The sequence below is a fragment of the Hoeflea sp. TYP-13 genome, from assembly GCF_040932035.1.
Classification (GTDB): domain Bacteria; phylum Pseudomonadota; class Alphaproteobacteria; order Rhizobiales; family Rhizobiaceae; genus Hoeflea_A.
This window is the reverse complement of record NZ_JBFRBB010000002.1, coordinates 1073493-1086469: the sequence shown is the minus strand read 5'-3', so window position 1 is coordinate 1086469 and position 12977 is coordinate 1073493. Positions and strand designations below refer to the sequence as shown.

Sequence of the window (12977 nt, the reverse complement as noted above, 5' to 3'; positions counted from 1 at the left end):
CCGCGGCAGCGTTCGGCCCGATCGTTTCAATGCCGCTTCACTTGAATGAAAAATCACGACTGCTTAAAAGCGTCTTCAGTGATGAGGAAAAACAATGGCGGACGGTCTTGTGGTAGTTGAGGACGAGTTGAATATGGACAGGCGCCGGGGGTTTGGTGCACTTACCGTATTTGAGAGGCTGCGGGATGAGATCCTGTCGCTCGAGCTTGAACCCGGACAGCTGATCGACGAGGCGAGCCTTGCAAAACGCTTCGACGTATCACGGTCGCCGATACGAGAGGCGCTTGTCCGGCTTGGCTCCGAGCGACTGGTCAAGACGCTGCCCAACAAAGGCACAATCGTAGCGCCGCTCAACCTGGAGGAATTTCCGGCCTACGTGGACGCGCTGGACCTGATTCAGCGTGTGGTTACCCGGCTTGCGGCCCAGAACCGGACCGAGGCCGACCTTGTCAAGATCAAGACCCTGCAGGACCGATTTGTGGAAAGCCTTTCCAGAAACGATGCGCTGGCAATGATCCACAGCAACCGAGAGTTCCACGCCGCAATTGGCGATGCCGGGGGCAATCGGATATTCGCCGATACCTATCGGCGGATCCTCGATGAGGGCCGGCGTACGCTGCGGCTGTATTTCAGGTCATATGACGACACATTGCCACCCGAACTGGGGCAGGCGCACGTCAAGATCATCGCGGCAATCGAAAACCGGCAACCTGACCTGGCCGAAAAACTGGCACATGAGCATGCCGAACAGGTTCACCGTCGTTTTGTCGACTATATCAGCCAGCGTTCCGTCCCGAAGTTTCGTCTGAAATACTGAATGGTAATTTTCGTTTGGGCGCATTCCAGACAGAGCCGGGCGGCAGATTTTCGTTCCGTCTAAGGGATTGTTGTGCCGAGCGACCCGGCCGATTGTCGGTGCCGGTCCAGCAACAAAAAAAGGTTGCATGGGTTCAAATATGAAATTTATTCGGGTTTGAAGCCCGTTCTCCTGTGAGTTTGTCGTTTTTTGATTAAAATTTGTCGTGAAGTGACGTATATTTACCAAGTGTACACCGGAAAAGTGTACAAGTTGTATTTCGGTGGCCGGGTGGTGAGTATCTCCACAAGGCAACCAAATCTAGGGGTGGCCTGACGCGCCTGGCCACCCCTTTTTCATGTCCGCATTTAGGTTGATTCAGGGGTACCAGTATCTCGCGTCGCTTTCACCGCGGCGGATGATAACGAAATTATTTGCAAATACGCGAAAGGCGGGACTCCATTCTCCATCCGGCCATTTAACCCGGATCTGAGCCCGTTCCGCAACGCCCGTGCCGACATGAATGAAGCCGGAATGACCGGATGCGTGACCGCCACCTGACTGGATCTTTCGCAGTCTGGTTTCGTTTCCGGACTTGACCAGAATGGTCGCGCCGACAGCGTTGGTATTCGCACCGTCCTGCTGCAGTTCGATCTGAAGCCAGTTGCCCATCGGCCGGGTGCCCCAATCGGTTTTGCCGCCGCGATTGCGGAACACGCTCACAGGGGCCTCGCGGTTGACCACTATGAGGTCCAGATTGCCGTCGAGGTCGAAATCGGCAATGACCGCGCCGCGCCCGCGACGGTCGAGATCGATGCCTGAAATATGCCCGGCTTCGAAAAATGTCCCGTCATGCTGCCCGAGAAGAAGGTTGTCGGGATCGAAATCCGCAAAGTCCGGCATTTTTTCAACGTTGCCCTTGGCAATGAAGAGATCGAGCAGACCGTCATTGTTGAAATCGGCGAATTCGGAATGCCAGCCTGTGGAAGGCTTCAGGTCGCTGCCGGTATAGGGTCGGTGAGCGGTTGCCTTGCGTTCAAATGCGATGTCGCGGTAAACGGGCCGCCCTTCCTCGGCTTCGGCGTCGAGTGTCTGAAGCTTTGTATCTCCCATGGAGGTCAGGGCATATTCGGGATACCCGTCCGCATCGATATCGCCTTCGGCTATTCCCATTCCCCAGATGTTGACCCTTTTCCAGCCGTCCGCACGCCGGTAGAGGCGGGGTGCCTTGCCGGGATCGACCCGCCACATCTGCTCTTCGCCGTCACGGTAGTAGTGGCGGTCGTTGGTAATGCGCAGGGACGGTGTGCCGGAGCGGTTCCAGTCGGTGAATATCATCGAAAGGGCGCAATATCCGGGTGTGAGTTGTTCGGCTTCTGCATAGTTCGGCCGATCGCCCTTTGCCGGGCGCAAGAAAACATTGTCGTGGCAGGTTCCCCAGGGCGAACCTGGCGCTGAACGGTCTACATAGTTGCCGAATGCAAGGGTGGGGAAGGGCGTGTCCTTTTCGAATGTGGCGGCAAAGGCCGTCGTCCATGCCCGTCCGCCGTCGAATGCGAATTCGCGGTTGGCGCTTTTGAAGCTGCAATCGGGGCCGCCCTTCAGGATCACATTGCGGCCAACTCTGAGCAGCACGACATCGCGATGGCCGTCATTGTCGATGTCGACCGGATAAAGCCCGGTAACGTTTTGGAGGTCGGATTTTGATACATCCAGTTTCCCGGGTTCAAAACGAAGTCCGTCGGCTTCGCTGCTCCGATTGACAAAAAGCTGTGTCTCGCCCGTTCCGCCGGCAAGCATCAAATCGGGAAACCTGTCGCCATTGCAGTCAAACGAAGCCGCGCCGCCGCCGACAAAATACTCCCACGGTCCGCGGTAGCTGTGCTCGATACCGGCGGCGACTGCCTGTTCCTGGAGCACCGGAATGTCGGTTTCGGGCGCGGTCGGTTGCGTGGTCTGCGCTTCCGTGACTGCGACGGTAACGAACGTTGCGGCGCCCGCTGCCAGCATGAAAATGGATTTCATCATGGTTCAATCACCAATGTTTTCAAGAACGCGATCAGCGCGGTACGGTCGTTCTTACCAAGCGCCACATATTGATCGCGGCTTTGCCGCGCGTTGCCGCCGTGTACGCGGATCACTTCATCGAGCGTCGTCAGATCGCCCCTGTGCCCATAGGGAGCGGTAGAGGCGATGCCCCACAACTCGCTGGTCATGAACACATCGCGATCTACAAACCGTTGGCCAAGCAGTTCGTTTCCGAGAGCTGAAATCTGCTGATCGGCTATTTTGTGCCGTTTCAAATCGCCAAACAGCGGCACCAGAATTGCGCCGTTTTCGTCCCGTGGGAGCGTCTTTGCCCAGTCGGTCAGAGCAAGATCATATACCGCGTCATATTGGCCTTCGGCCCGCCGCAATGTCCCTGCGGCATCAAAAGGACCAGGGTCGGCGAAGGTCAGGCTGTTGAGGGGCAGCGACTGGCGGTGGCACGATCCGCATCCGATTTCAGCAAAAACCGACGATCCCTTCCGGGCCAGTTGTCGCCAATCCTGTGATTCAGGTGTCCTTTGCACCGGCGGCTTGCGGGTTGCCTGCCACGCCACCAGGGCCGAGACGTCCCCCGCCGACAACTCGTTTGCAACGCCGTCCTCGTCGAAATCATCCTCGCCGGTCCAGCGTGCGCCAAATCGCTCCGCCGCCTGCATGCCGTGATGATGGTTGAGCGCATTGACCGTGAACTGGCGAAGTGAACCGATCACGCCTTTCTGGCTGAACGGCCGGATCACGAGATCGGTATCGACCCCGTCAATTGCCGACAGATCGACAATGCCGTCGGGTCCGGCGGTTATTTCGCCGAAATCGACGCCCTTCGTATTCAGCCGGACTTTCACGGGCGTTCCCGACGAGCGCGCGGACCGGAGCGCATTTCGGCGCTGATTCTGAAGATCGGCGGTCATCTCGCGGGCCAGCAGTTCGACGAGGCCGGCGCCCATCACATGATTGGTGTTGCGCTCGTTTGAAAACTGCGGATCGGATGTGTCGAAATCGGCATTGGTGAAGCCCTCTGATACAAAAACATTGGCGACAAAATCGCCGGCGCCACCGACAATTGGATCATTGTGGCAGGATGAACAGGCGTTTGAATCCGTGCCCGGAAGCCGTTGAAATGATTGCTGAAGCGGCCTCTTGCGCTTGGTCGGTATGATGGCTTGTGTTGCCATTGGCCGACCGACACCGTCGACGGTGGTGAATTTGGCTGTGAACAGGGCTTCCCCTTGTTTCATCAGGGTATGCAGTTGTGTTTTGGATAGGGTGCCGCGCAGTTCGTTCTGATCGACATGGCTGCCCACAGCGCTTTCCGACCAGGGCTTCGGGGCGGCGCTCTCCTGCGCGGTGGCTGTTGTGGCGGCTGTACCGGCACATAACAATACCGCTGCAATCAGTGTCCTATACAACATTGTCTTCTGCCTTTGTTGCCTGTTCCGTCGCCTGAGCGAACAATTCGTCGAGTTCGAGCAACGCGGTTATGGTGCATCCTTCCACGATCAGAGGGTTTTCGTCGGGAAAACAGTGAATCTCGATGGCTTCGCCCAGAACGTCCAGTTTGGTTGCCGCAATGGCTTCGCGAAGCGGCTTTTCGATGAATTCGAAGGCTTCAGTACCGTTGCCGACAAAAGCGACGGGGAAGGAGTCCACAAGCGCATACATGTCCGCCAAACCCGTGCCCAGGGCCTGCCCGGCCTCGGCATAGGCATTCAAAGCGTCTTCGTTTCCGGCAATGGCAGCTTCGTGGACTGCGTTCATTTCCAAATGACCAATATCGTTCCTGGGCGTTGCCGTTTCGCCCGAGGCCTGTGCCCGGCGGTAAATGGCATAATCTCCCGCATAGGCCTCGATACAGCCGCGCCGGCCGCAACGGCAAAGCGCCCCGTTCGGAATATGCGAGATGTGACCGAATTCGGTTCCCGATGACCGGATGCCGCTGACGAGTTCGCCGTTGAGCATCAGGCCCATGCCGATGCCGTGGGACAACAGAACCGCCGCGTAATTCCGGTTGAACCGTTCAGGCGCGCTCCAGTGCAGTGCTCGTGCTATCATGCTGCAATCGTTGGACAGTTTTACATGGGCTCCGAATTCCCGCTCAAGCTCGGCCTTGAAGGCGAGGTCGCGGTGCTGCGTGATCGGCGACCACAGCATCGACGTGCCGCCAACGTCGGTGGCACCTTGAACCCCAAGCCTGATGCGTTTGAGTTTTCCGGTGCCAGATGAAATCTGTGCCAGCGCCTGGCGCGTCGTATCGATGAGGACGTCGAAGAATTCCTGCGGCGATGCTCGGCGTGCGCGAAAATCGCGGCCGATTTGCGCAACGCTCTTGCCGGAATAGTCGGAAATCGTCACGGATACGCGGTCAAGCTGCAGGACAGCTGATCCTACCAGCGCCGCATCCGGGTTCAGCGCCAGTCTTACCTGGGGGCGGCCACGGCCGAGGTTGGCCGGGCCTTCGCCTCCGGAAATCACGATAATCGCTTCGTCGAGCAGTTCGGACGTTATGGCGGAAACGGTCGACGGGCTCAGCCCGGTTTTTGCACAAATCCCCGTTCTTGACATCGGAGCATCGCGGCGCAGAACCGCCAGTATCCGACTGCGGTTGCGCTTGCGCACATCGTCTGATCGTCCCAGTTCAACCACCGGCTTGTTTTCCTTCCAAATTCGGAGCTCGAATGCTGCAATGCAAAATAAATGCTGCAATACAACAACTTAACTTCCTGCAATTTTCAAGTTGACACAGCTTGACGATTAAGTCACTATTTTTTTCGAGCCTCGAATTAAATGGCTCGTGTGTAAGCGAGACCTGCCGTTCCGAATGACCGGATCGGTGGTCCACTCACCGGGAGGTAATGAACATGAGAATTCTTAAGGCTGCACTTTTGGGTGCGGTATTCGCGGTTTCGGCTGCCGGTTCAGCAATGGCCGACGGCAAAACCATTGGCGTTTCCTGGTCGAACTTCCAGGAAGAGCGTTGGAAAACCGATGAAGCGGCGATGAAAAAAGCTATTGAAGCCGCCGGCAACAAGTACATTTCCGCCGATGCGCAGTCATCTGCATCCAAGCAACTGACAGATGTCGAGTCGCTGATCTCGCAAGGGGCTGACGCTCTGATCATCCTGGCTCAGGATGCCGGTGCAATCGGCCCTGCGGTTGAAAAGGCTTCTGCTGAAGGCATTCCGGTTGTCGGTTACGATCGTCTCATCGAAAATCCGGAAGCTTTCTACATCACCTTCGACAACAAGGAAGTCGGCCGCATGCAGGCCCGTGCTGTCTTTGCTGCAAAGCCGGAAGGCAATTACGCGTTCATCAAGGGCTCGTCTGCGGATCCGAACGCCGATTTTCTGTTTTCGGGGCAGATGGAAGTGCTGAAGGAAGCCTTGGATTCCGGCAAGGTCAAAAATGTCGGAGAGGCCTATACCGACGGCTGGAAGCCTGAAAACGCTCAGAAGAACATGGAGCAGATCCTGACGGCCAACGACAACAAGGTCGATGCTGTGGTTGCATCCAATGATGGCACCGCGGGTGGTGTTGTCGCCGCGCTCTCTGCGCAGGGCTTGGACGGCAGTGTTCCGGTTTCCGGCCAGGATGGTGACCATGCAGCACTCAACCGCGTAGCTCTCGGTACACAGACGGTTTCGGTGTGGAAGGATGCACGCGAGCTTGGCAAGAATGCTGCTGTTGTCGCATCCGTGCTGGCGGACGGGACCGCAATGGCTGATGTTCCAGGAGCCGTCAAATGGTCCGGCGGACCTGGCGGCATCGAAATGAACGCCATATTTCTTGCGCCTGTCCCGATCACGCAGGACAAACTCGACCTCGTGATCGACGCTGGCTGGGTTGCCAAGGATGTTGTTTGCCAGGGTGTTGCTGCCGGTTCCGTTGCTGCCTGCAACTAACTGGTACAATCGCCTTAGATCTGAACGCCGCGATCCTAGCCGGTCGCGGCGTTTTCACAATAAACAGCCAGGAGGGGGAGCCGCAATGACAGACAGCACGGAACCTCAAACCACACAGGCCACCGACAGGGCCCGCGCATCGGAGTTGTCCGTCGTTGCCCGGTTTATCAGGGCGACCGAACTCGACACACGCATGCTTGGCATGATTGGCGCGTTACTGCTGATCTGGATTTTATTTGATATTTTTTCTGGCGGTCTGTTTCTGACGCCTCGAAACCTATGGAACCTGTCGGTACAGACTGCCTCCGTCGCCGTCATGGCAACAGGCATGGTGCTGGTCATTGTGACCCGGAACATCGATTTGTCGGTCGGCTCGATACTGGGTTTTGTCGGCATGATCATGGCCGTCACTCAGGCCGAAATTCTGCCCGGCCTCATCGGCTTCGACAATCCCTTTACGTGGATCATCGCGTTGATCGTCGGCATTGCGGTTGGTGCCGCTATCGGTGGGCTGCATGGCTACATCATCGCTTATCTCGGCGTGCCAGCCTTTATCGTCACTCTCGGTGGCCTGCTTGTCTGGCGTGGCGCCGCATGGTGGGTCACATCCGGGCGTACAGTCGCACCGATGGATTCCACTTTCCGTCTGATGGGCGGCGGCCCGGCCGGATCGATCGGCGAGATCGCCAGCTGGATTGTTGGCCTTATTGTGTGCGTGGCGCTTGTCGCGATGATCTTCAATTCGCGCCGACAGCGCAAACGCTTCCAGTTTCCCCTGCGTCCCGTCTGGGCTGAGGTTTTTCTGGGAACTCTCGGCTGCGTTCTGGTTCTTGGCGCGGTGCTTATCGCCAACATCTACTATTGGCCGATCGGCATTATCCGCAAGCAGATCAAGGCGGGCCTGTTGGAAGGCGTCGAAACCGAGATTTTCATCGGTCATGGCGTTGCCATCCCCGTACTTGTCGCAATCTGCGTTGCCATTGTGATGACATTTCTTGCGACCCGAACGCGGTTCGGGCGTTATGTGTTCGCGCTTGGCGGCAATCCGGAAGCCACCGATCTTGCCGGTATCAACACCCGCTGGGTGACCATGAAAATCTTCATCATCATGGGAATTCTCTGCGCCATCGCCGCGGCCATTTCAACAGCCCGCCTGAATGCAGCAACGAATGCGCAAGGAACGCTTGACGAGCTGCTGACCATTGCTGCCGCGGTTATCGGCGGCACGTCGCTCGCCGGTGGTGTCGGCACGATAGCCGGTGCGATGATCGGGGCACTGGTTATGCAGTCGCTACAGTCCGGAATGGTGCTGATGGGGCTCGACACGCCGTTGCAGAACATTGTTGTCGGAATCGTTCTGGTGATCGCGGTCTGGCTCGATTCGCTCTATCGCAGAGCTCAACACTAACGCGAGGGATAAAGAGATGAATACCAATACAGCAACTCAGTCCCTTGTCGATATGCGTGACGTATCGATTTCCTTTGGCGGCATCCACGCCGTTGATCACGCATCGGTCGATTTGTTCCCCGGCGAGGTGGTGGCCTTGCTGGGACACAATGGGGCAGGCAAATCGACGCTGATCAAGATCCTGTCGGGTGCCTACCAGCGCGATGGCGGAGAAATCCACATCGACGGTCAGCCGGCAACGATCAACAACCCGCGTGACGCCAAAGGCTACGGGATCGAGACGATCTATCAGACGCTTGCACTTGCGGATAATGTCGATACCGCCGCCAATCTTTATCTCGGGCGTGAACTTCTGACGCCCTGGGGAACGCTTGATGACGTGGCTATGGAAGCCAAGGCCCGGGAAGTCATGGGCCGGCTCAATCCGCGGTTCCAGCGCTTCAAGGAACCGGTCAAGGCTTTGTCGGGCGGGCAGCGGCAGTCGGTCGCCATTGCCCGGGCCATCCTGTTCAATGCCCGCATCCTGATCATGGACGAGCCGACTGCGGCCCTTGGCCCTGAGGAAACGGCGCAGGTTTCGGAGTTGATCCTGCAGCTCAAGTCAGAAGGCATTGGCATTTTTCTGATCAGCCACGATATTGCGGATGTGTTCGATCTTGCTGACCGGGTGGCGGTGATGAAAAACGGCCAGGTCGTCGGTTATGCTAAGACCGAGGACGTCGATAAGGATGAAGTGCTTGGGATGATCATTCTCGGCAAGTGCCCGCCCGGAGCAATACCGGGACCGGGTGCGCTTTCGTCCTGACACTGAAATTGCGCTCCGGTCTGGCCGGAGCGTGATGCGAGACCGCGGGTTGCGGCCGGAGTGGCACCTGTCTGGTGCTTTGCGAAGATGTATTCAGGGCGCGGGACCGGCGTTCGCTTTGCCGAACAGGTGCCGCGACGTTGGAGGTTGAATGTATCTGGGAATTGATCTCGGCACATCGGGTGTCAAGGCGCTCATCATTGACGATGACCAGTCGATCGTAGCGTCAGCCGTTGCCGATCTTGCTGTGTCGCGACCGGCCGCCGGCTGGTCGGAGCAGGATCCGGCAGACTGGATCACTGCGACGAAATCCGCCATCGGCAAACTCCGTGCCAAAAAGCCGGCGGAGCTTGCAGACGTCAAAGGCATTGGCCTTTCCGGTCAGATGCACGGTGCCACCTTGCTTGACCGTGCGGATCGCGTATTGCGCCCCTGCATTTTGTGGAACGACACCCGCGCCCATGCGGAGGCGGCTGCTCTGGACGCCGATCCGCGCTTTCGGGCGCTATCGGGCAATATCGTCTTTCCCGGTTTTACAGCGCCCAAGCTTGTCTGGGTGAAAGATAACGAACCCGACATCTTTTCGAAAACTGCCAAGGTGTTGTTGCCGAAGGACTACCTGCGGCTCTGGCTGACCGGTGAATTTGTATCCGAGATGTCGGACGCGTCGGGCACAAGCTGGCTTGATGTCGGTGAACGCTCTTGGTCGTCGGAGCTGCTGGCGGCATCGGACATGGAACCGCGGCAAATGCCGCGGCTAGTCGAGGGATCGCAAGTGAGCGGTGGGTTGCGGGCCACACTGGCGAACGAATTGGGCATGGAGCCCGGTACCGTTGTCGCCGGCGGGGCAGGAGACAATGCGGCGACTGCCATCGGCATGGGAACGGTTGGCGAAGGGGCGGCCTTTGTTTCGCTCGGGACCTCCGGCGTGCTGTTTGCGGCCAACAATGCCTATCGCCCGAACCCCGAAAGCGCGGTGCACACATTTTGTCACGCGGTTCCCGATAGCTGGCACCAGATGGGCGTCATTCTTTCCGCCACCGACACCCTCAACTGGTTTGCAGTCATTACCAGTCAATCGGCAGCAGCGTTGACGGCGGAACTCGGCGATGCGCTGCATGCGCCACAGGGGGTGTTCCTTCCGTATCTCTCCGGCGAGCGGACGCCCCACAATGATGCAGGAATCCGCGGCGTTTTGACCGGCATTTCACACACCACCGACCGTGCCGCGATTACCGCATCGATATTGCAGGGGATCGCCTTTGCCTTCCGCGACAGTCTGGAAGCGCTTGGCGCTGCGGGAACAAGCGTTGACCGTCTTCTTGCCAGCGGCGGGGGATCACGCTCTGTCTACTGGCTGCGGGCCATCGCGACGGCACTGAACAAGCCGGTGGACATCCCCGCGGCAGGTGATGTGGGCGCTGCGTTCGGGGCGGCGCGGCTTGGCATGCTTGCAGCAGGCGAGGCATCCCTTTCAGCCTGCACGCCTCCCGACATCGATCAGACAATCGAGCCCGACGTTGAATTGCGTTCGGCTTTTGAAGACGCCTATCAACTGTACCGGAAAACCTATCCGGCCATTCGGAGTACCATGTCATGAGTACCGGTTTTTTTGGATCAATCGAGAAGATCTCCTACGAAGGGTCGGACAGCCGTAACCCTTTGGCCTACCGTCACTACAATGCTGACGAGGAGGTGCTCGGCAAGCGGATGGAAGACCATCTTCGCTTTGCTGTTTGCTACTGGCACAATTTCTGCTGGCCGGGGCTGGATCCCTTTGGCGGACAGACCTTCGACCGCCCATGGTTCGGCGATACAATGGATGCAGCCTATTTGAAAGCCGATGTCGCCTTCGAGATGTTCTCGCTTCTGGGCGTCCCCTATTACTGCTTCCACGATGCGGATGTGCGTCCTGAAGGGGCGAACTTTGCCGAGAATACGAAGAACCTCAACGCGATTGTCGAATATTTTGAGCGCAAACAGGCAGACACCGGCCTGAAACTCCTGTGGGGAACGGCGAACCTCTTTTCCAACAGCCGCTATATGGCCGGTGCCGCCACCAATCCGGACCCGGATGTGTTTGCCTTCGGCGCTGCGACGGTCAAGACCTGCATCGATGCGACCCACCGGCTCGGCGGCGAAAACTATGTGCTGTGGGGCGGACGCGAGGGCTATGAGACACTGCTCAACACCGACATGGGCCGCGAGCTCGATCAGCTAGGGCGGTTTTTGAACCTTGTTGTCGAATACAAGCACAAGATCGGCTTTGAGGGTACGATCCTGATCGAGCCGAAGCCGCAGGAGCCGACAAAGCACCAGTACGATTTCGACGTTGCGACGGTCTATGGTTTCCTCAAGCGCTACGGGCTGGAAAACGAAGTGCGGGTCAATATCGAACAGGGCCATGCAATCCTTGCCGGCCATTCATTTGAACATGAACTAGCGACAGCCCAGGCGCTCGGTATTTTCGGCTCCATCGACATGAACCGCAACGACTACCAGTCGGGCTGGGATACGGATCAGTTCCCGAACAATGTGCCGGAAATGGCGCTTGCCTATTACCACATCCTGAAGGGCGGCGGTTTTGCCTCGGGTGGCACGAATTTCGACGCCAAGTTGCGGCGCCAATCACTGGAGCCCGACGATCTGCTTCTGGCGCATATTGGCGGCATGGATTGCTGTGCGCGGGGACTGAAAGCGGCCGCCGCCATGATCGAGGACGGCATTCTGCCGGGCTTTGTAGAAGAGCGCTATGCGGGGTGGCAAAGCGCTGATGCGCAGAAGATGCTCGCAGGCGAACAGAGCCTCGAGGACATCGCAAATCGCGTCGAGGCAAACGATATCAATCCGAAACCGAATTCGGGCCGGCAGGAATATCTGGAGAACATCGTCAACAGATATGTCTGAGAAGGTCCGTTTGTAGCGGATGGGTCGGTCCATAGTTTATTTGTTATTGGCGCTGGCATTTCGGTCGCGAACAATTCATAAATTCGCTTTGCCCATTCGTGTGACAAGCGGAGCCGAACTTGATTCAAACGCCCTATCTTCTGTTTCTTGGTGATGCGCCGGATGCCCTTGCGGCGAAGGTTGCTCAGGGTATTAAAGACTGGCGGCCGGAACTTGCCGTTGGTCAGCTGCGCCTTCCGGGCTGCAATGCCGATATGGATATTGATGACCTGACGATCGATGAGGCCGTTGCAAGGGGAGCGAAAACCCTGGTGATCGGCGTTGCCAATCGCGGCGGGGTTATTTCCGGCAGTTGGCTCGATGTGCTGAAACAAGCGCTTTCGGCCGGCATGGATCTGGCCTCCGGTCTGCACAATCATCTGGGCGACGAGCCGGCGCTCGTCGAACTTGCCGCGCAACATGGCCGCAAACTGCACGATGTGCGCATTCCAAGCGTCGACTATCCGATCGCCAACGGCAAGAAGCGCAGCGGCAAACGTTGCCTTGCCGTCGGCAGCGACTGCTCCATCGGCAAAATGTATACGGCGCTTTGCATTGAGCGTGAAATGCGCCAGCGCGGCATGAAGGCGAGTTTCAGGGCAACCGGTCAGACCGGCATCCTGATCACCGGCGCGGGTGTGCCGCTCGATGCGGTGGTCGCCGATTTCATGGCCGGAGCGGTCGAATATCTGACGCCCGACAATGATGACGATCACTGGGATCTCATCGAGGGGCAGGGCAGTATCTTCCACCCGTCCTATTCGGGCGTGTCGATGGCGCTTATCCATGGCGGACAGCCGGATGCGCTGATCCTGTGCGACGAGCCGAACCGGCCGCACATGCGCGGCCTGCCGGATTACCACGCCCAGAGCCTCGAATTGCTGCGCGACACGGTGCTGTTGCTTGGCCGCATCGTCAATCCGGACTGCGAGGTGACGGGCATTGCGCTCAATACCTCGGCGATGGGTGAGGACGAAGCGTCGGACTATGTGGCGAAGGTGGAAAAACGCATGGGGCTTCCGACCGTCGATCCGTACCGGCACGGGGCGGCACGTCTGGTTGATGCGCTCGGATGAC

The 12977-nt window shown here is 58.1% G+C and carries 10 protein-coding genes; 7 read left to right on the top strand and 3 right to left on the bottom strand.

Features of this window, described 5'->3' with window-relative positions; genetic code table 11:
• Positions 1-94 precede the first annotated feature (94 nt).
• Positions 95-817: a GntR family transcriptional regulator gene (locus tag ABVT35_RS15250; protein ID WP_368467443.1), complete on the top strand. Its 723-nt coding sequence runs from the start codon at positions 95-97 to the stop codon at positions 815-817.
• Between the two features lie 357 nt (positions 818-1174).
• Here ABVT35_RS15250 and ABVT35_RS15245 read toward each other — a convergent pair whose 3' ends face one another.
• The 3 genes from ABVT35_RS15245 to ABVT35_RS15235 are packed head-to-tail and all read right to left on the bottom strand — an operon-like array spanning position 1175 to position 5485.
• Positions 1175-2824, bottom strand: coding sequence for an FG-GAP repeat domain-containing protein (locus ABVT35_RS15245; RefSeq protein ID WP_368467442.1), 1650 nt, complete (start codon positions 2822-2824; stop codon positions 1175-1177).
• Complete coding sequence (locus ABVT35_RS15240; RefSeq protein WP_368467441.1) at positions 2821-4254, bottom strand: di-heme oxidoredictase family protein; 1434 nt, start codon at positions 4252-4254, stop codon at positions 2821-2823. Before ABVT35_RS15240 ends, ABVT35_RS15245 begins: the two co-directional genes overlap by 4 nt.
• Positions 4244-5485 (bottom strand): ROK family protein, encoded by a 1242-nt coding sequence (locus ABVT35_RS15235; RefSeq protein ID WP_368467440.1) that lies wholly within the window; start codon positions 5483-5485, stop codon positions 4244-4246. The genes ABVT35_RS15240 and ABVT35_RS15235 overlap by 11 nt, the downstream gene beginning before the upstream one ends.
• Before the next feature lie 278 nt (positions 5486-5763).
• Between ABVT35_RS15235 and xylF the strand changes: the two genes are divergently transcribed.
• The 6 genes from xylF (at position 5764) to dgcN (ending at position 12976) form a co-directional block, all read left to right on the top strand.
• Complete coding sequence (gene xylF / locus ABVT35_RS15230; RefSeq protein ID WP_368467891.1) at positions 5764-6741, top strand: D-xylose ABC transporter substrate-binding protein; 978 nt, start codon at positions 5764-5766, stop codon at positions 6739-6741.
• A gap of 85 nt (positions 6742-6826) precedes the next feature.
• The gene (locus ABVT35_RS15225; RefSeq protein WP_368467439.1) at positions 6827-8149 is read left to right on the top strand and encodes a sugar ABC transporter permease; all 1323 of its coding nucleotides are present in this window, start codon (positions 6827-6829) and stop codon (positions 8147-8149) included.
• A 16-nt stretch (positions 8150-8165) separates the two neighbouring features.
• Positions 8166-8954 carry an ATP-binding cassette domain-containing protein gene (locus ABVT35_RS15220; RefSeq protein WP_368467438.1) on the top strand — a complete coding sequence of 263 codons (789 nt, stop codon included), beginning with the start codon at positions 8166-8168 and terminating at the stop codon, positions 8952-8954.
• Positions 8955-9105: 151 nt separating this feature from the next.
• Entirely contained in the window at positions 9106-10554 is a 1449-nt protein-coding gene (gene xylB / locus ABVT35_RS15215) for a xylulokinase (RefSeq protein WP_368467437.1), read from the top strand.
• Positions 10551-11861, top strand: coding sequence for a xylose isomerase (xylA, locus tag ABVT35_RS15210; protein WP_368467436.1), 1311 nt, complete (start codon positions 10551-10553; stop codon positions 11859-11861). Before xylB ends, xylA begins: the two co-directional genes overlap by 4 nt.
• A 119-nt stretch (positions 11862-11980) precedes the next feature.
• Positions 11981-12976 (top strand): N-acetyltransferase DgcN, encoded by a 996-nt coding sequence (dgcN, locus tag ABVT35_RS15205; protein ID WP_368467435.1) that lies wholly within the window; start codon positions 11981-11983, stop codon positions 12974-12976.
• Position 12977 lies beyond the last annotated feature (1 nt).